Here is a 19,672-nt window from a genome sequence, read left to right on the forward strand (position 1 = left end):
AAATGAATTGCTTCTATAATAAAAAGAGCGCGCGCTGTATTTAATTGGAAGGAGCAACGAAATGATTGCAGATCAACAATTAGTTATAAACAATCTTGAAGAAAAAATAAGAATATTCACTCACACAGTTAATGGAAAGCTTATCAATGAAGAGGACTTCATTTTTACGAATACAGAAATACCCACGGATACATTTAATATACTTTTGCCGAAATCTTCACAGATAAAAAATGAATTTAACATTAGAAGTAGCATCGAAAGTATGACTCTTAAAGAATATCCCTTTAGTACGTGGATTGACTCTCGGTATTTGAACGCAAGCTGGCAAGACCTGATGGAAGAATATGACCTAAAAGAAGCAGAACGTAATGTAATGATGAAACTTGAAAATACTCTTAATATAGGTCAAAGAATTTCCCATCAACTTATGATTACTAGTGTGAAAAATAATGAAGATCTTTTAAAATATATAGAGGTATTTAAGAGCTTATTTGAAGGTACACCAGAAGAAGAGGCACTAAAAAGTTATTTTAACGAGTTTTCACTAAAAAAATTAGGTTCAGAAGTTCAAATGTTTATTGGTTGTATAGACGAAATGGCTGTAACTACCGGTTTATTAATAGAAAGCAAAGATAGTTATGGTATTTATGATGTGATGACAAAAGAAACATCTAGAGGTAAAGGACATGGCAGTGAAATGTTTCAATTTCTTCTAAATCAAACAAAGGATAAACAAAAACCGGTTGTATTACAGGCTTCCAATGATGGGAAAAATATTTATAAGCGATTTGGTTTTATAGAAATCGGAGAAATGGTTGTTTTTGAATAAATAGTTTTCTTGTTAAGCAAAAGGGCACTTTTATGCAACAAAGATTTTAAACTTCTTCATTTTATAATAGGGTAATTTGGACAATCTTACATTTCAAAAACATGCTTTGTAGATTTGTTATCTTATTAAGTTTATACGGTTAATCTAATCCAAGTTTTTTACAAATTTATCGTATGTGAAGTTAATGATAAATTTGTGATTAAGCCATTCATTTTGAGTGGCTTTTTTTATTTTTGTCTTTTTTCTCGTAGACGCTATAAAGAACGAGCACAAAAATATTTTCGAACAATTTAGTCAATCGAATAACTAAATTGGGCAAGAAGGAAAACATGAAACCCAATCCATTTAACCTAAAAACTTTTATACCTTAAGATATTCAGATGCTTGTAGGAGAAGGTAATCCTAATCCAGAGCCCGCTTGAACCTACATCGGAGCCAGCACCAGGAGGAAACGGTCAAGGGGCTATGTTGACACTTGAATCGGTTCAATCATTTTTAAACACAGAAACCAACAGAAAAGGATGATGGCACAATGAATTCACTAACGATACAACTAAAGCAAACAAGCAGTAGATAAAAAAATTATTGATAAGTCACACCTAGATAAATTTGACACTGGCACATTAACAGGTGGAGATTTTGAAGGTTTGAAGATCAGCATTGTACAGCATAGCGCTTAACATTACGGGCCCGTTACCTTAATTGGTAATGGGCTTTAATTATTAAAAAATATTTAATTCTAGAAAGTCATCAGTTTCCATAAAACCAAACTTCTTATACACTGGTCTACCCATTTTTGAAGCCCCAAGCCAGATTTGTGAAATACCTGAAATCTTAGCTTCATCAACTAATTTAGTTAACAGCTTTGTTGCGATTCCTTGCCCACGATAATTTTCATTAGTATACATATTTGTGATATAAGCCTTTTTTCCAGTCTTATTGGTGTAACAAGGTGGAAATTCATAAAAAATTACTGCACCACAAGCTATAATTTCTTCATTATCTTCCACTAGCCATTGAATTAAAGTACCATCACTTAGTTTATTTTTAAAGAAAACAAATAGTTCTCTATCAATATCTAAATTAGGTTCTATCCCCTCATCAACTAATTGCTTTTTTCTTAACTCGACCAATTTATCAATATCATCGACATTTGCTTTACGATATTTCAACTTCTCACAACTCCTTTATAAAATTATAACTGACCAGCTCTATAGCATAATTAATTCTAATCATTTTCGTTCTTATTAAACTAAACTGCATTAAGTTATTTACTAACCTGCACCGTTACTTTAATAAAACAACTCCCTAGTAAAGAAAACTCATAGTAAAAATACAAAAGCAAAAAGAATAAGACTTATTTATCTCACCTCCTACCCAAATTATACCATTGTCTATAGCGGAAAATAACACCTTCTTTCACTAACCTGCTCCGTCAGTTGAAGAAGAATCCGTTCCTCAACTCTTGAGGTTTGATTCTGTGCTTTTTTTACTTCTATAAATTAACACTCGTAAAAATACGAACGTTTGTTATGTAATTACACAAACGAATGTTCTTATCGAGGGGATGGAGTTGTATGTCGAATCCTGAGCAACGGCGACTATTTCATGAATTTTTAATTCTAGAAATGGCAGTTCAATCATTGCAACGTGATTTCTCAGTAATAGAAAATTTAAAAATGAGTAAAGGTTATTTACCAATCCTCGATAAGTTATTAAAAGACATAGGCCAAGATTATTACGTTTCAAAAAGGTTGTTGGCAAAAGAGAAAATAAGATTATTCAAAGTAGAAAAGATTGACGAGTATTTTAGTGATGTGTATGTAGCTACAGCAGAATTCCTCCTTCCAAATGCAATACAATAAAATTGTATCAATACTGGGTAGGTGTTGTTAGTATAGAATTCAACTGGTGCCCAAATAAATATAAAAGTAGATAAATAGAGAGAAAGATTTAGTGAGCCTGTAGGATAGGGTTCTATAGAAATGTATCAAAACTAGAAAATCTATAAACAGCTTTCTAAGCCGTTGGCAGGGTAATAAATATATAAAGAAATTAAAATATTTAGTCATTCAGGAAAACTAAGTGACTATTATTATCGTTTTCTAGTTATCTGTCCATTTATTTTTCTGTACCCCAAGTACCCCAGTAAAAAATCTTCTGTACCCCATTTGTACCCCACATAAGAATACAATTAACGGCATATAAATAAAGGTAGTTCAAAAATAAAATTTTCAGAACGTTGATTTAATGATAGTTCACTAACTTAAAATACTAGTAAATAAAACTAAATCTTAAGAAATTCTTCAGGTTCTACTAAGAAAATATTTAAGTTTATAGTATATACTTATAAAAAAAGGAAATTCACGAAACCATTTGAAGTTTTAAAACGTATTGGTAGTTGTAGAAAGAATATTGGAGTAGGTGAAGAAGTGGCACATACGATTTACATAGTATTAACTAAAACAGGGACATTATTATCGAAAGCGATAGGTATGTATACTGGTAAAGAGATGAATCATGCGTCAATCGCATTTGATGAGAGGCTATACGAAATGTTTAGCTTTGGACGTAGGCAATTAAACAATCCTTTAAGTGGTGGCTTTTTGCGAGAGGATGCGGAAAGAGGGCTATTTGAGTCAGCGGATTGTGTCATTTATCGTTGTAGAATTTCTCATTATCAATATTTAGAAATGGCTAAAATCGTGCGTTATATGTATTGGAATCGAGATCGTTATAAATACAACTTTATCGGGCTTTTTGGCGTGATGATGCAAAAGGAGGTAAGAAGAGAACGCGCTTATTTTTGTTCCCAGTTTGTAGCGACGCTATTAAAGGTGGGAGGTTTAAAGATTTATCAAAATCCAGCATTAATGACGCCTCACTGCCTAGGACAATTACCATATTTAGAGCAAGTATTTGTAGGGAAGCTGGCAGATTATTTACATGTTGTGCGTGAGCCAGCTATGATGTATGGCTAACCTATTCCGATTGATAGAACGTATAAATTTAAATGGCAGAATAGAAGGCTATTCAGGCAATCTTTTTGGAATCCAGAAGATGGCCTGATTTTTTTGCGTTAGTAATATTTTCCTCATGTAGAATGAAAATAAACCTAGTTGCACGATAAGTGAAAATGAGTCCTAATGCTGTTAATGAGCTACCATAAAATTGGTATCATAATGAATAGGTTAGTAGAGTCGATAGCGACAATTGCAAGGAGGAAACGTAAATGAGTGAAGAGGTTATGGCGGTAGGCTGGGATGCGATTGATGAAGCTGTATCACAGGTACATGGGGAGCAGGAGCCAAAGCATTACGGCACCATGATTCCTTATTCATTAGGTGGACAAGACCCTTTGGATGGTATAAGTGCCTATAAAAGTGAAATTCCAGTTCCCCATTGGCATTTTGTCACATATGGGTTCTCGGAACTATATGAAAAAGAGCTTGAAAATAAAGACTATAGTGGTTATGGATTTGAATTGACGTTTCGCTTAGTGCGCTCCGAAGAGGAGGATGAACCACCAGCGTGGGCGTTGAATCTATTACAGAATATGGGTAGATATGTTTTTAATAGTGGGAATGTTTTTAGAGCGGGTGATTATTTAGATGCAAATGGTCCGATCTGTCTGGATGCTGATACGCAATTAACAGCGCTAGCCTTTACGCATGATCCTGAGCTTGCTGAAATGGATACGCCGAATGGCAAGGTGGAGTTTATCCAAATGGTCGGCATTACAGAGGATGAACTAGAAGCAATGCAGACATGGAAAACTCTTGGTGTACTACAGGCTGGTATTAACCAAATTCCAAGCTATATAACGGACTTAACACGTCCCTCACTATTACAAAGCCCTGAGATTGTAGAGGCGGTAGAGCGAGGAATGATGGAAGATGGTTCAAGTACAGGCTTTTTATTTGTCGATCAGCTGGCTTGGCAGGTAGGGAAAAAGGGCTGGTTTAACAAACAATCCCATGTTATTCAATTAGGGGCGAAGCAGGCAGATGTCATCGGCAAATTATTACGTGGGCGAATAGTAAAGGAAAGAAATCTTAGCTTAGTCGGTCAAGATTTAACTATAGTATTTAAACCAGATCATCAAGTGGGTTATCAGGAAAATGAACAGGAAATTACCATTACATTGAACAAAGAGGCAGCTGAGGAGTTAAGTCAAAATTTAGTGCCGCAAGAAAAGCGGTTTGCCCTATCTTCATTAGAAGGTATAAGTTTCCAAATTATGAAAACACATATAAAGAATCAAGAAGGAGCGGTTGTGAAAACAATCGGATAAGGTAATCTCTCGCTAAATATTTTTTGGCGAGAGATTTTTCTCTAAGAAAGGATGGAGCAGATGCAGCAGTCTATACAATATTTTTTAGCGGATGTGTGGGATCAACTTACCAAAGTCTATCAGCAAGAAAGTAAACGTCTTGATGGTATTCAACATCAAAGCCGACTACAAGCAGGTATCTTTAACTATTTAAAAATCACATGGAAAAAAGGCAAAAGTCAATACGGGACTATTTGTATAGATGTCTATGAACCATTTAGCTGGAGTGATAGTGCTTATAAGGTGGATGCAGGGACATACATACAGGAAATTATAGAACAAAACTATGTGGAGGATCTTTTTTCGGTTTTATGTACGAAGATGGAGCAAATGTTTCAGGCACAGTCATATGGTCCTCGATTTTTTGATTATCATTTTCAGGTGTTGCTTGAATTTGAGTATGGTGAGACGATGTGGGCATTTCAAAAGGAGCTGCTTAATGTTCAGAAGCTAGCGTTCATGAAACATGAATTAGCGTCTTTTATGGAAACGAAAGTTATGGCAGAGCTTCCTGTGCTTCCAAGCGACAATGATGAGTTTTTCTTAGCACAGCATTTAGTCAATCCACATTTTTTCCAACAAACAGCAGAGGAGATCGAACCGATTATTCGTCAGCTACAGGAAAAACATCTGGCGAATAAAGAGCGTTTAAATCAGTGGAGCTATTATTTTACAAATGCTTTTAAACATTGGGCAGAAGACCACTTTTTAAAGAGCTATTTTGAGCAAACAGATGATTACACCAATGAGTGGTTACTTAAAAACGAAGACATAGAACCTTCTATGGAGCAGGAAAAGCTAGATTTCTTTCTCTATGTGGCGGTCAAAATCGGTTATAAAGAACCAGCTACTCGTTTACAATACCTTACTCTAGCTAAAGAGCTTGGCTCACAGCAGGCAACAGAGTATTTACGAAATGGAAGTGGTCGTTTTGAAAGTAAGTGCAAAAGTGCTTTTATTGAGGGGAGAGCAAATGATATTTTGCAAACGATTGATATACAAATAAAAAAGGAAGAGGAAGCGGCTTATCGTGAAGCGCTTCATTATATCATTCATCTTTTACAGGAAGGCTTTCCGAAGGGCTATAAAATGACTTTAAAGACGAAAGTGAAAAATTTCCTTCCGCTTAAAAAGCTAGCCAAATCGAAGCTTCATCAGTTTTTTGCTAATTGCCTAGCTTATCCTAGCCTTTTTCCTTTATTAGCAGACTATGCTCAGGTGGCAATGAAGGAATATGCATGGTACCAGGATGTAGAGCCAAGTGAAAAATCAGCCATGCCTGGAACCTATGCGGTTTTGGGCTTAGGGCTATATAGTAAGGATTATTTTCCGCTTGTGCAAAGCTACATGACCCTGGTCGATTCTGAGCATCAGTCTGTACAGGATTCCTATGGGGAGGCTTTTATTGAAGCTCACGTCTTATCGGTAGAGCTTATTCCTGTGTTTGTAGGCATTCTTCTTGGTGCTAATGAATCAGCAAAGCCGCTAAAAGGGATTGAAAATATGGAAGTAGAACTACTAAAGGCACTTGTTCAGGAGTTAGAAACGAAAGAAAGCTATGAGCGTGAATTTGTTTTGTACCGAATATTTGGCGGTGCTAAGAAGCTTGCGCAGCGTATAAAACAAGAAGAAAGGAAGGAAGTGCTAGAAAAATTACAACAATGGGTCAATTAGGAGGGGAAGCCAAATGGAATGGGCGGAGGTTAGCAAATCTAAAAATCTGGAGACTGTGCGAAAAGCTGTGAGCAAGCTGGATGTAAATGAACGCGATGCGCGAGGAAGAACACCGTTAATGCTTTTCATCACAAATCGAATGTCAATGGAAGGGATTGAGCTTCTGCTTGCGCAAAATATAGACTTGGAGGTACGAGATAAGCTGGGTGATACAGCACTTAAAAAAGCCGTGAAATTTAAGCGAAAAGAAGTTATTTCATTACTCCTTGCTAGAGGCATTTCTTTACAGGCTACAGAAGGAATGACAGCCACTGCCTGGTATGCCGCAAGAGCGCAAAGCGAAATAGCCGATTTATTGTTGGATACACCAGGCGCCATCAGATTGACCTTGAATTCGGAAGAACAGCGACAAGTGGATACCATCCTTTATGAAGAAAATCTCGAGAAGATGTGTCAACAAATTAGCAAGGTTTCCTCGTCTATTATTTTGCATGCCATTGTCAATCATTACAACTGGGATGATGGGCCAGAGCCGATGATAGAGGCATTAAACAATCCAGTATGTGCGGTGATAACCTTTATGAACATCTTTGAGTTAATGGAGGGTGATTATTGGCTCGCGCAAACAGAAGAGGAACTGGATGGCTTGCCTTGGAAGCAGCAGTGGAGAGAAATGGCGGAGAAACTACAGGTCAAGTTAGAACTTTAGTAGGAGGAAATTTTTAATGGATCAAAAGGCAAAGAAAATTTTAATGCAAACATTTTGGCAATCTGGTAGATGGAGAGATGGGGAGTATACGTATACAGAGGAGGATTTTCAGTATGCGAAAAGGATGGGCTTGATGTTTGATCGTTTAACGATTTCCCATGATGAATGTATACAAAGACTGCGACAGCTTCATGATGACAGGCTAACTAAGGATCTTGTGGTGAAGGCTTTTTTGCACAGCCTCTCGACCCGTAAAGTATATTTACGGAGTGCGTTATCAAGCTGGGCTCTTACTGCACAACTACCGATCCATACGTATCATGAGCGACCTGAAGAGTTAGTATCCTACAGTGCCTGTGGCTATTGTAATGAACATAAAATAATGTCGAATGAAAACTATATAAACGAAGATCTAAATGTCCTTAATTTTGAACGAGTGAAGTGGGGAGGTGTTCGCTTAAACTGGCTAGTGTATTGTTTGCTCGATCTTGAATGTTTAATACAAGAACAAGAGTCATTAATCGTTTGTGAGGCAGATATAGAGATTTTCAAACAGATGCTAGAGGCTATAAAGTCCTGTGAAGATATGGATGCTGCTAGACAATTAGAAAAGCGTTGGAAGGATGTTTTCAAGTCCAATCAATATGAGCGAGATGCCGTTATGGAAATATGGGGGTATGCTCGCCTACTAGAATCGACAAACGATTATCGCAAGGAACGCGGGCGGGGAACTGATTTTATGTCTATGGCAACTTGGAGAGGTCAGGACGGCTATTCAGAAGAAAAAGTGAATTTCTACTTTGGCTCTTATTTATAAAAAGAAGCTTTTTTGCAATGAATATAGAATGGTTCGTGCAATGGCGTCAGCAGAGCTGTAATACCTTTTACATATGACTCAAAAGTTCACGTCATTACAATTAAAGAGGGGCTATATGAAAAAAATCAAAATTATTTTGTCTTTACTTATAATCGTCATCGCTATTGGCTTTTTGATTGCAAAGAAAGACGGAGGATACTCTGCAACAGACGTATTAGAGAACGCTAATTTTACTGTTGAAAATCCATCTATAACCATTCATACCGTAGATACAGACAAAGAAGATATATATACACGAATTAAAATTCCAGAAGAAACGCAAAAAAGGCTTTTACAAGCTTTTCAGAATGCAAAATTTGATAAAGCAACTATAAATCCAGTTGATTACGATTACCGAATCACCATTTCATTAAATACAGGTTATACTATGTACCTTGTTTCAGAAAAAAGGTCATTGACCGTTAATAGGACGGAAGAAAATTATACCATGGTAAACGATAACGATTTTTTTAGCATATTAGAAAAGGTAACTAAATAAAGAGTCCACCATTTACTATTGTAAAGTGAGATTCTAAAAGCTTTGTGATTCTGTTTTTATACAAGTCCTAAAACAGCGCCACTACAGGAAGCGTATGTGTTTCTTACGTTATTATTGTCTGCAATTGGTGCCACTAGTTTATTTAGTGCACGAAATAAACTGATAATTTTAGCCATCTACTGTTGTTATTACAAATTCAATATTGCATCTCTCTATAAAGGGATATTTAAAAGCAAAACAACAACCTAAATTTTTAAAAAAGGTGAGAACATGAGAAAAAGTTTAATTTCTAATCTATTACTTTTGTTTGGCACGTTTATTTTACTAGGGGCTTTCGCTTATCGGTTATTGATTACTTCTGATATACCCGTTTCATATGCAATAGATGAAGCCGTTACTCTACATGTACTCATATTTATTTCTACAATGTTATATATTTGTGGCTCAATGATTATCTCTCGAAATACCATTCGATACACTGTAATAGCTGTATTAACGGTATTTATGGTGCTGAATATTTATCTTTTCAATACGGATGCTGAATATTTTGATGCCTCATATGCTCAAATAGCCATAGTCTTTATTCTGCATCCATTATTAGTTATTTTAATAAATGTTTTAGTGCAATTAAGAACAAGCCAACGCATTAAGACCGTTTTTGAGGATAAAACAGCTACAAGGTCGTATAAGGCTGCTGAATAAGCCCAAAATTAAATAGTGAATGACCGATAACAAACGCCATTTACTTGAGATAAAAAAATCTAGAAGTCCTGGCTATAAACACAATGAAAGGATTCAAATACGTAAATGTATTGACTCCTTTCAACAGTTTAGACAAAGAAAAAGCTGAATAGAGCTAATAAGATGGTCATAATAATGATAGGGGCAATCAGTTTCATATGTCGTTTCCGTTCTAAAACAACAATCGCTACATATTCACGAATCATGGCATTAGGCCAATAGTAAAAGGCCGTTTTCGAACCAATGCCCTGACTGTTTAAGCCAGCAAGTCTGGCATAAATTCCTGCACGAAATAAGTGGAAATTATTGGTTGTAAAGATACTGTTATATGCCTCGCCTTGTTTAATATCGTCCATTATTTGTTTCGAAAATAACATGTTTTGATACGTATTGACAGAACGATTTTCTTGTAGCGTATGCTCAATGGGAATCCCCTTTTCAATCGCATACCTTTGCATGGCTTCTGCTTCAGGTAGATTCTCATCAGATCCTTGACCACCAGACAAGATGATCGTTGGAGGGGTACTTACTGCAGCTTGTCTATGATAGAAATCGATCGCTTTTTGAATGCGGCTAGCTAACAGGGGCGGTACCTTATCATTAATTAAGCCACTTCCCAGTACAATGATAAAATCTTGATTATACTTGGGACGATTAAATTGATAGAGAAAATAAGCTGATAAGAAATTAGATAAATGGATAAAGAAATAAAATGTAATAAGGGATACCCCTGCAAATATCGGTTGGAGATGGCTTGAAAACAAGCTAGCTGGATTGATTATCGGTAACAGCATAAATAATAAAATGCCAATGGCTACTAGCAAGGTTAATGAATTAGCCAAGCGTCTACCTTCCCGTTTCATTAAAACTCTAGCATTTAAAAATAGGCCAAACATTAAAGCAATAATTGCAAAGGGAATAAGGAGAAAAAGGGCAATTAGTGGAATAACGACAGCCATTCTTAAAAAGTAAAGATCCGATGAAAAGGAAACAATGAAGCAGAATAACAGAAATGAACAGACAAACATATTAAATAGTAGTCCGTTAATCATCTTTCTTGGGTCTTTCCAATAAGAAAATAGAAAAATGAACAATAAAATTAGTGGAATAATGCCAAAATACATAAAAAATACACCTCTAGTGATGTTGTGGATGGTATCTTTCTATTATAAGGAATTATTAGCTGAAATCAACTAACTTTCAGCATGAGGAATGCCTTAGACCTTCAATGAAGGAATGGCATAGCATTGATTTCTAGTAAAGTATATCCACAACAAACGATTCTTGCTCTCGCTCTGTTTGTTCAAGTATCACGAAGGTAAAGTATTTCTGTTATACTATCAAACAGATAGAGGTGATGAACATGTATATTGTGACGATAGAAGGTCTACCCTATGATTGGCTCGGCTCATTGCAAGAACTACATGCCCATGTCTTTGATGGTGCTAAGCTAACGGTTGAAAAGCTAGCCAAGAAAGAGGGCCTCCTTTGCCTCTTGGCGGTGGAGGATGCAAATGTCATTGGCTTTAAACTAGGATATCCACATCCAGATGGTGTATTTTATAGTTGGTTGGGTGGTGTTCATGTCACGAAGCGAGGTCAGGGGATTGCTAGCCAATTAATGAAAAAACAGCATGAACATATTAAAACACTAGGCTTTGACAAAGTTCGTACATATGGCAGAAATACATTCAAAACCATGCTCATCACCAATCTCAAGCATGGTTTTGATATTGCTTCCACATTTGTGGATGAAATGGGAAGACATAAAATCATTTTTGAAAAATCGATAGATTGAGGAGTTCAACATGAAAGCATATTTAGCAAATGGATTATTTTCTTTAGGGGATCGTTTAGTAAATGAACAACTAGCCGCAGCAATTCGTGAAGCAGTACCAGGCATTGCCTTATATGTTCCGCAGGAGAATGATGCTATCAATGATAAATCAGCTTATGCGGATAGTTTAGCGATTGCTCAGGCAGACTTAGAAATGCTACAAAATAGTGATGTATTAATTGCTGTATTAGATGGGGTTGAGATTGATTCTGGTGTAGCCGCTGAAATTGGGGCGTTTTCTATGCTGAATCGTCCTATTATTGGTGTACTGACAGATGTTCGTCAACAAGGGCGAGACAATATGCAAAAAATAGAGGCATTGGTACGAGATGGGCTGGAGAATCAATTTGTCTACCGTAATTTATTTGTAATTGGCTTAATTAAACGTAATGGGGTTATTACAGCTTCTATTGAAGAGGCTGTGGAAGCTATTCAAAAATTGTAATACGAGGAGGAAAAACGATGCTATTAGCAACATCCGATGTGGTGGCAGGAAAAGAAGTGGTTGAAACATTAGGTTTAGTGAAGGGGAATTCTGTACAGTCAAGAAACATTGGGCGTGATATGATGGCTGGACTTCGAAATATTGTGGGCGGAGAGATGAAAGAGTATGCTGAAATGCTAGTGCGCTCCCGTGAAATTGCCACACAGGCAATGGAGGAAGAGGCCAAACAACTAGGCGCAGATGCAGTGGTTGGCGTACGCTATGCAACGTCTTCCGTGATGGATGGCACATCAGAAGTATTAGTATATGGCACTGCTGTCAGATTAAAATAAATAGTAAGAGGACTTTAATCGAATGGATTAAAGTCCTTTTTTATTCCGCATTTCTGTCATTTGATGTTAAAATTTTGTTATTTATGTCAAAAATTCAACCTATTTCGTTTATGGAATGAAGTTTTCGGATAGAAGGCGTATAGTACCAATTATACCAATTAACTAGAAATTTTATGGTGAAATAGGCTAAATGTGTAAAGATTGTTTAAAGTTTGGGCGTGAAAGAAAGAGTGGGATATATGGTGGATTCACTTGCTTAGTCAAGGAGCTCATATAGAAGTAATGGAGCCTCTTAAGCTTAGAGTAGAGCTGATTGAGATCATTCTGTCTATGCAGCAAAATTATCGTTGTATGGAATATAAGTAGATAAAACAAAAAAGAGGAATCGGACTGCGATTTCTCTTTTTCTTGTTTTGTGCCTACCTGTTAAAGGTATCGATTCTGTTGTCATAAGTAACCTCAAATTGTACGTACCCGTTTTCATTTTCATCTGAAAAAGTCAAAGCCTTTGGTTTACAACCTGATAAGAACAACATACAAGGTGAAATAGTAAAAAGTTTACACCTTATCTTATACATCCTTCAAATGGTATTTGAACGTATATCATGGACATGAAACATCATTAGCATGGAGTGGTGTCTATGTTTATTTTATTGAAAAAGCTGTTCAATGAATGACGTATCGAAATCACTAGTAAGCTTGTAATCCTTCATGTAATTTTCTTCATATAAATAAACGAATAAATGCTCGGCATCATCTAAACGTAAGCCAACTTCTCGGTCGCCATTAATCGCTAAAGTGATCCAATAAGCCTCTTTAAAATTAGATTTAGTAAACCATACCTTTTTTAATGGTTGCTCGTTTAATTGCTGCATGATTTGATTCATTTCAGCTTCATCTGTTATCGTTATTGTTTTTTCATCTGAGGCACGAATAATTTCAATCGACTTAATTGCCTCTACATCAAGACGTTCCGTAACCTCCTTTGAAAAATCCGTGTCACGCGTTAACAGCATTGTAGAGATATACAGAATAAGTAGAGGTAGTAAAATGCCTAGAAGTATTTTATATCTTTTTTTCATGCTCTTCTCCTTAAATTCTAAAAATTCGCACATATGTATTCTTATCCACGCTATAATTGAGCATATACTGAAATGATAAAGGAAGGCAATAAAATGACACATAATCATGCAGAAAAAGAACTTTTTTACCCAGACGGAACGATCATGTATCAAGGTGGTGTCAAAAAAAATGATTTCGGCCACGATATTTATGACGGCAAGGGCATATTATTTGACCAAGATGGTGAACGATTATTCGAGGGTGAATTCGTCAATCATATGAAACAAGGAAATGGCATTATGTATTTAAAAGGGCAGCTTATTTATCAGGGCGAATTTATTCAAAATAAAAAACAAGGTCATGGCATTTTATATAAGGACGGTGCCATTCATTATGAAGGTCATTTCCGGAATGATTTAATGGATGGTTACGGCATTTTATATTATGAAGAGGATCTTATTGCCCCTTATCAAGCTTTGCGCGAACAATATCCCCATTTAAATCAGCCTCAATACGAGGGTGATTTTGTTCATGGCATGAAAAAGGGCAAAGGCAAACAATACTATCCAAATGGTTTTTTACAATACGAGGGTGATTTTATTTGGCATCATATGCAGGGGGCAGGGAAGCTCTATTATCCTACTGAATCACCGACAGCCGAGGAGCTTTCCATTGGTGTGACAGCGCTCCGATATGATGGCTACTTTTTTGAAGATACGAAGCATGGTAAAGGGAAAATCTATTCTCGGCAAGGGGTTCTAGAAGCGGAGGGGCAATTTAAAGAGGATGCGATGACCGGACAAGGGGTACTTTATTATGCAAATGGACAAGCCTCTTATATAGGAGAGCTCGTGCATGGCAAAAAGCATGGACGTGGGGACTTTTATAATGAAGAAGGAAAGATCATTTACAGTGGCGAATTTATCGATGATGAACGGCTGCGGATTACACCTGAAATCGAGCAGGAGATAGAGAAACTACAAATGCAGCTAAATAGCCTTGTAGGTCTACCAAATGCCAAAAAGGAACTACATAATTTAATCAATTTTATTAAAATTCAAAGTTTGCGGGTGGATCATGGCTTAACAAGTTTTCCTATTACCTATCATCTTGTTTTCTCTGGTAATCCGGGCACAGGTAAAACAACAGTGGCACGTATTATTGGTCAAATTTATAAGCATCTGGGTGTCCTATCAAGCGGTCATTTTGTGGAAACAGATCGTGCAGGGCTTGTGGCAGGATATGTGGGACAAACAGCGTTAAAGGTTCAAGAAGTGGTCCATAAAGCAAAAGGAGGTGTTCTTTTTATTGATGAAGCCTATTCCTTGATCAATGATAAACAAGATGCGTTTGGCAAGGAAGCCATTGATAGTTTATTAAAAGCTATGGAAGATTTACGAGATGACTTAGTAATCATCGTTGCCGGTTATACAGAGCTTATGGAGGAATTTTTACAATCCAACCCAGGCTTTAAATCACGTTTTAATCATTTTGTACAATTTGATAATTTTAGTACACAGGAACTCTATGAGATTTTTGCTATGCTTTGTCATAATAATGACTATCAATATGGTGAATCCTTTGCACATCATATGAAAAGGCGGCTAGATCAAATACCAATTGAAAGCATCACTAACTTCTCGAACGGTCGTTATATTCGAAACTTGTTTGAAAAACTGGTAACCATTCAATCAAACCGACTAATTCAACAGGCATCGATAACAAAAGAACAGCTGATGACATTTGAGGAGCATGATATCTTATTGGGCATGGCAGAAAATTTATTTGATAATACTTTTTAAAGATAGTATGGTTGTACGTCTGCTCTAGAGCAAGTCGGCTAGCGGATAATCAAATTAAAAGCCTTAGCTAGTGTAAAGTGTGATGAGCAAAAGCAAACAAATATTCGTAGTCACTTATACTAAACACCAAATGGGAGGGAAAAGAAAATGGATGTGAAGACACTTTTATTGCAACAATGGACAAGCTGCTTAGATCAAGAAGACTGGTTTCCACCGCTTGAAAAAGTGCTAGAGGATATTACGCTTGAACAGGCGACTTGGAAACCAACTAAGGGGACAACGAATTCCATTTGGGAAATAGTTTGTCATTTACTTTTCTATAAAAAGCGACTTCTCGTGCGATATCTTGATGAAACAGAGAATGAACCGCAGGCAGAAAATAATGATGCTACTTTCCGTTTACCAACTTTGACGTTGCAAAATTGGAAGGAAACGAAAGAGGAATATTTATATGTACACCGCGAACTTGAAAAAATACTAGCAAAATCAGCACAAGAGGATTTAGATAGAGAGGTTCGTGGAGAACGAACATTAGTGCTTGAGCTGAAAAGTATAGCCATGCATGACGCCTATCATATTGGGCAAATCGTCTTTCTAAGTAAAATGCAGGATGTTTGGCCAGGGCAACACGACTGTTAAAAAGGATTCTGTAGAGAATAGGAATGTCCAAATCGGATGTTCCTATATTTTATACCAGAGCAATAACAATGCCGAAAAAAAGGGGGAAATGAATGAAAAAGCTCATAGCTATTATGCTAGTATGTGCTATCTTACCACGTGTAATCACCATCAACTTTACAGTGAATAATCATATCAATGTTCATCATAAAGGAGAGAAAAGTTGAAGAATTAAAAATAAGGTGGTAATATAAGACGAAACATACGCCATCGTATTTTTAAGGAGAATGATCATGCAAGTAACGAGAGATGATTGGATAAAAGCAGGCCTACAACAATTAGGGGAAGACGGCATACATAAAGTACGTATCGAGGCACTAGCTCGATCCTTAAACATTAGTAAAGGTAGCTTTTATCATTATTTTCGTGATCATCAAGAACTATTAGATGCCATCCTTGATTATTGGGAAACACATGCGACAAAAGCCATTATTGAAAGTATAGAGCAGGAAGGGGCTACTTTAGAGCAGCTCTTACGCATAAGCTTTCATAAAGATAAAAAAATAGAAATGGGTATCTATGCTTGGTCTAAGTATGATGCGCATGTCGCTACTCGAATTGTTCAAATTGAAGAACAACGAATTGACTGTGTCGCCAAGCTTTATCAAAAAAAAGGGATGGATGGAGAACAATCAATCGATCGAGCAAGGCTAGCTTATTTAACCTATGTTGGCTGGATGACTCGATATGAAGCCAACCCCCATTTTGATTTAGAGAAAATGGTGAAGCTGCTGTTATAGAAATTTATATGTCTCTAAGAGGGTGAAACAAATCTCTAGGGACCCTATTTATCCCCTAAACATACGGTGGCGTATGTTATTGATGGAAAAGGAGGAACTGATTATGTTTATTTTATCATTAGTTTCAGTGTGTCTATTATGGTTGATTAGTATCATTCATGTGTATTGGGCATTCGGTGGGCAATGGGGGACTGGAGCAGTTATACCCATTAAAGATGGCAGTCAACAAAAAGTTTTCAGTCCTAGGAAATGGGGGACATTCTGTGTGGCTTTGCTACTTCTATCAGCGAGTGTTATCATTCTTGTCCAAGGGGGTTATATGACAGCTTTACCTGCCTCTACCTATTCTAAAGTAGGATGTATCGCCTGTGCCATTGTTTTTAGTATACGAGCAATGGGCGATTTTAAATATGTTGGGTTTTTTAAAACAATCAAGCATTCTCAATTTGCTAGAAATGATACGAAGCTATACAGCCCCTTATGTTTGTTTTTGGGCTTAGTCTATATCATGTTATTGCTTTAAAAGAATGAATCCTCTAACATGATGAGAGTAAGCTAATGAATAGGGGGAACCAATTAATGCAGCAAATGATTTACTTACTTCGTCATGGCGAGACTGAATATAATACGCAGGGAAGATATCAAGGACAACTAGATTCGCCACTAACGGAGCTTGGTCGTGAGCAAGTGCAACAAAATGCTCGAATGCTGAAAACCTTCATTGATCATGCTCATGATTGGAAAATTATATCAAGCCCACTCGGAAGAGCCGTGGAGAGCACAGAAATACTTTGTGAAACGATCGGCTACAATTACAATAAGGTGGAGTTTGATCGACGATTAACAGAAGTGGCAGTTGGGCAATGGGCTGGTTTAAAAATGTCAGACATTCAGCAAACGTGGCCAGATTTATTGACGAACACAGATGCTTTTAATTGGTATTTCCATGCGCCAGATGGGGAAAGTTATGAAGCAGTAGTGAGCAGACTGTCCTCTTGGCTTAAAGAAATCCAACATCATCCAAAGGTGATCGTTGTCTCACACGGTCTAACGGGTCGTATTTTACGGGGGATTTATGCAGGGCTTCATAAAGAAGATGCACTTAAATTAGAGGTTTCTCAAGATGTGTTTTTTAAATTAGCTAATCAAGAAGTGACAAGAATTTGTTCTAATTTCGAAGATATCTATTAACGGGTTAAAGCGTATGGAGCCTTACCTTCTTTGCTTTTATTCAAACTTAAGGAATATTCAAAATTGCCGCCTATTATAATTGTGTAGGAGGCGTTTTTTTATGAAAAAATGGGTCTTATTTTGCTGTTTGGTTATCGTGATTTTCGTTTTATATGATACAAACAAAACACAAGAGTTTGCACATCTTGAGCTGCCGTCCTTACATAGTCAAAATGCTTTGCTACTTAATGAACAGGGCGACGTATTATATGAAAAAAATGCGGATGCCATCATATATCCTGCTTCATTAACAAAAATTATGACCGCTATTGTGGCAATTGAAATGACGGATGATTTACAAATGCAAACGATCGTCAAACCTCAAACAATCGCCAAATATACTGCTCAAAATGCCTCTATGGCAGGCTTTCATGCAGGAGATTTTGTCACGATTGAAGATTTGTTATACGGCACATTGCTAGCATCAGGTGCAGATGCAACGGCTACACTGGCTGAAGCCATTGCTGGCAGCGAGGATGAATTCGTCACTTACATGAACAATAAGGCACAGGAACTTGGCATGGACGCTACGCATTTTATCAATACAAGCGGCCTACATGATGAGGCACATGTATCAAGCTTACAGGATATGAGTAAGCTTCTCCGTTATGCATTAGAAAACCCGACCTTTTATCAAATTTTTACTTCGAAAGCTTACACGACACATGTTCCAACAGAATTGCTAATAGCAAATTCATTATTTACGAGAATGCCTAGCATGGATGGAACTATTTTGGGTGGAAAAACGGGATATACGCCAGAAGCAGGGTTATGTCTAGCATCATTAATGGAAAAAGATGGACGTAAATTTCTATTCATTACGACAAATGCTCCAGGTTATGCTTGGACACCACCCCCACATATCGAAGATGCTTTGACAGCCTACGATGCTCTTTAATAGGGCTTAACTCACGAATGATTGGCTATTTATGTTAAGCTATACTTGTTTGCAAGGAATGGAAGAAATTATCTAGCAGTGACCAAATGCCATGGAGGTAGAGTCGTAGTGAACCAACACCCATTTAAAATCATCCCATATGATCCCACATATGCGGAACAAACAGTGGTGATGTGGCGAGACAGCAAGAAACAGGCTATTGGGCAGGAAGAGCGGCATAGCATGGAAAGCCACATTTATTTTTTAAACCATATATTACTTGAAGAATTTCAAATCGATTTAGCGTTCATGGATAATCAAGTAATCGGAATGATTGCTTATAATGAGAAGGAGATTAGTCAGCTATATATTCATATTGATTATCAAGGATTAGGAGTAGGCCAAACATTATTAGACCATGTAAAAAAACAATCAAGTGGAAGATTAACGCTATTTACGTTCGAAGTAAATAAAAACGCACAGCGGTTTTATGAAAAGAATGGATTTACCATCATTGGAAAAGGACATGAAAATGAAGAGAATTTACCAGATATTCAATATGAATGGATAGATAAATGAATATTTAGCAGTTCAAAACTTTGTTGAAAAGGAGATTATCCATTTGTCACAAGGACTTATTCACCATATAGAAATAAATGTTTCTAATCTGAAAAACACCATACATTTTTGGGGATGGTTTTTAGAGGAATTAGGTTATCAACCTTATCAGGAATGGGAAAGTGGTCGGAGCTGGAAAATAGACGACACCTATATTGTTTTTGTCCAAACGAACGAAAAGTTTATGGATATCACCTATCATCGAAGTCGTGTAGGTTTAAATCATTTGGCATTCCACGCAAATTCGAGGCAACAGGTTGATGGTATAACAAAGCAATTAGAAGAAAAGGGCGTTCCTATTCTTTATGCTAATAAGCATCCATTTGGAGGGGGAGAAGAGCATTACGCTGTTTATTTTGAGGACCCTGATAGAATAAAGGTTGAATTAGTAGCACCGTAATTGTTGTGCG

23 protein-coding genes are annotated in these 19,672 nt (G+C 36.8%); 20 read left to right on the plus strand and 3 right to left on the minus strand.

Annotation, left to right across the window (positions count from 1 at the left end):
• Positions 1-61: 61 nt before the first annotated feature.
• Complete coding sequence (locus C9J29_RS21505; protein WP_008181432.1) at positions 62-829, plus strand: GNAT family N-acetyltransferase; 768 nt, start codon at positions 62-64, stop codon at positions 827-829.
• A 722-nt stretch (positions 830-1,551) separates the two neighbouring features.
• Here the strand turns inward: C9J29_RS21505 and C9J29_RS21515 are convergent.
• The gene (locus tag C9J29_RS21515) at positions 1,552-2,001 is read right to left on the minus strand and encodes a GNAT family N-acetyltransferase (RefSeq protein WP_107922735.1); all 450 of its coding nucleotides are present in this window, start codon (positions 1,999-2,001) and stop codon (positions 1,552-1,554) included.
• Between the two features lie 405 nt (positions 2,002-2,406).
• Here C9J29_RS21515 and C9J29_RS21520 point away from each other — a divergent pair, with 405 nt between their 5' ends.
• From C9J29_RS21520 to C9J29_RS21555, 8 genes are all read left to right on the plus strand, one after another.
• Entirely contained in the window at positions 2,407-2,694 is a 288-nt protein-coding gene (locus C9J29_RS21520) for a YhjD family protein (RefSeq protein ID WP_008181437.1), read from the plus strand.
• Positions 2,695-3,261: 567 nt separating this feature from the next.
• Positions 3,262-3,810 carry a hypothetical protein gene (locus C9J29_RS21525; protein ID WP_008181440.1) on the plus strand — a complete coding sequence of 183 codons (549 nt, stop codon included), beginning with the start codon at positions 3,262-3,264 and terminating at the stop codon, positions 3,808-3,810.
• A 251-nt stretch (positions 3,811-4,061) separates the two neighbouring features.
• A complete protein-coding gene (locus C9J29_RS21530; protein ID WP_107922736.1) occupies positions 4,062-5,123 on the plus strand; it encodes a suppressor of fused domain protein in 1,062 nt (353 codons plus the stop codon).
• Positions 5,124-5,174: 51 nt separating this feature from the next.
• Complete coding sequence (locus tag C9J29_RS21535) at positions 5,175-6,836, plus strand: DUF6138 family protein (RefSeq protein WP_371861938.1); 1,662 nt, start codon at positions 5,175-5,177, stop codon at positions 6,834-6,836.
• 13 nt (positions 6,837-6,849) lie between these two features.
• A complete protein-coding gene (locus tag C9J29_RS21540; RefSeq protein WP_107922738.1) occupies positions 6,850-7,545 on the plus strand; it encodes a DUF4274 domain-containing protein in 696 nt (231 codons plus the stop codon).
• Between the two features lie 16 nt (positions 7,546-7,561).
• Positions 7,562-8,362 carry a hypothetical protein gene (locus tag C9J29_RS21545; protein WP_107922739.1) on the plus strand — a complete coding sequence of 267 codons (801 nt, stop codon included), beginning with the start codon at positions 7,562-7,564 and terminating at the stop codon, positions 8,360-8,362.
• 115 nt (positions 8,363-8,477) lie between these two features.
• Positions 8,478-8,900: a hypothetical protein gene (locus C9J29_RS21550; protein WP_107922740.1), complete on the plus strand. Its 423-nt coding sequence runs from the start codon at positions 8,478-8,480 to the stop codon at positions 8,898-8,900.
• 270 nt (positions 8,901-9,170) lie between these two features.
• A complete protein-coding gene (locus C9J29_RS21555) occupies positions 9,171-9,602 on the plus strand; it encodes a hypothetical protein (protein ID WP_107922741.1) in 432 nt (143 codons plus the stop codon).
• Positions 9,603-9,730: 128 nt separating this feature from the next.
• Here the strand turns inward: C9J29_RS21555 and C9J29_RS21560 are convergent, their stop codons facing one another.
• Entirely contained in the window at positions 9,731-10,765 is a 1,035-nt protein-coding gene (locus C9J29_RS21560) for a YdcF family protein (protein ID WP_089987361.1), read from the minus strand.
• A gap of 239 nt (positions 10,766-11,004) precedes the next feature.
• Here C9J29_RS21560 and C9J29_RS21565 point away from each other — a divergent pair, with 239 nt between their 5' ends.
• Genes C9J29_RS21565 through C9J29_RS21575 form a run of 3 tightly spaced genes read left to right on the plus strand, consistent with a single transcriptional unit; the run spans position 11,005 to position 12,255 of the window.
• Complete coding sequence (locus tag C9J29_RS21565) at positions 11,005-11,439, plus strand: GNAT family N-acetyltransferase (RefSeq protein WP_090003305.1); 435 nt, start codon at positions 11,005-11,007, stop codon at positions 11,437-11,439.
• A gap of 10 nt (positions 11,440-11,449) precedes the next feature.
• The gene (locus C9J29_RS21570) at positions 11,450-11,923 is read left to right on the plus strand and encodes a nucleoside 2-deoxyribosyltransferase (RefSeq protein WP_008177169.1); all 474 of its coding nucleotides are present in this window, start codon (positions 11,450-11,452) and stop codon (positions 11,921-11,923) included.
• Positions 11,924-11,940: 17 nt separating this feature from the next.
• Entirely contained in the window at positions 11,941-12,255 is a 315-nt protein-coding gene (locus C9J29_RS21575) for a YbjQ family protein (protein WP_008177171.1), read from the plus strand.
• 650 nt (positions 12,256-12,905) lie between these two features.
• On the opposite strand, the gene C9J29_RS21580 is transcribed toward C9J29_RS21575, so the two are convergent.
• Positions 12,906-13,337, minus strand: coding sequence for a DUF5301 domain-containing protein (locus tag C9J29_RS21580; RefSeq protein WP_089987359.1), 432 nt, complete (start codon positions 13,335-13,337; stop codon positions 12,906-12,908).
• Between the two features lie 93 nt (positions 13,338-13,430).
• Here C9J29_RS21580 and C9J29_RS21585 point away from each other — a divergent pair, with 93 nt between their 5' ends.
• From C9J29_RS21585 to C9J29_RS21620, 8 genes are all read left to right on the plus strand, one after another.
• Positions 13,431-15,119, plus strand: coding sequence for an AAA family ATPase (locus C9J29_RS21585; protein WP_107922742.1), 1,689 nt, complete (start codon positions 13,431-13,433; stop codon positions 15,117-15,119).
• A 147-nt stretch (positions 15,120-15,266) separates the two neighbouring features.
• Positions 15,267-15,758, plus strand: coding sequence for a DinB family protein (locus C9J29_RS21590; protein WP_008177176.1), 492 nt, complete (start codon positions 15,267-15,269; stop codon positions 15,756-15,758).
• A gap of 272 nt (positions 15,759-16,030) precedes the next feature.
• Positions 16,031-16,537 (plus strand): TetR/AcrR family transcriptional regulator, encoded by a 507-nt coding sequence (locus C9J29_RS21595; protein ID WP_043990266.1) that lies wholly within the window; start codon positions 16,031-16,033, stop codon positions 16,535-16,537.
• Positions 16,538-16,637: 100 nt separating this feature from the next.
• Entirely contained in the window at positions 16,638-17,060 is a 423-nt protein-coding gene (locus tag C9J29_RS21600; protein WP_174804748.1) for a DUF3995 domain-containing protein, read from the plus strand.
• 56 nt (positions 17,061-17,116) lie between these two features.
• Positions 17,117-17,728 (plus strand): histidine phosphatase family protein, encoded by a 612-nt coding sequence (locus tag C9J29_RS21605; RefSeq protein WP_008177182.1) that lies wholly within the window; start codon positions 17,117-17,119, stop codon positions 17,726-17,728.
• Positions 17,729-17,828: 100 nt separating this feature from the next.
• Positions 17,829-18,665, plus strand: coding sequence for a D-alanyl-D-alanine carboxypeptidase family protein (locus C9J29_RS21610; protein ID WP_096365451.1), 837 nt, complete (start codon positions 17,829-17,831; stop codon positions 18,663-18,665).
• A gap of 108 nt (positions 18,666-18,773) precedes the next feature.
• Positions 18,774-19,223: a GNAT family N-acetyltransferase gene (locus tag C9J29_RS21615; protein ID WP_107922743.1), complete on the plus strand. Its 450-nt coding sequence runs from the start codon at positions 18,774-18,776 to the stop codon at positions 19,221-19,223.
• Positions 19,224-19,266: 43 nt separating this feature from the next.
• Positions 19,267-19,662: a VOC family protein gene (locus C9J29_RS21620; RefSeq protein ID WP_107922744.1), complete on the plus strand. Its 396-nt coding sequence runs from the start codon at positions 19,267-19,269 to the stop codon at positions 19,660-19,662.
• The last annotated feature ends 10 nt before the right edge of the window (positions 19,663-19,672 follow it).

The organism is Lysinibacillus fusiformis, assembly GCF_003049525.1.
GTDB classification, from domain to species: Bacteria; Bacillota; Bacilli; order Bacillales_A; family Planococcaceae; genus Lysinibacillus; species Lysinibacillus fusiformis.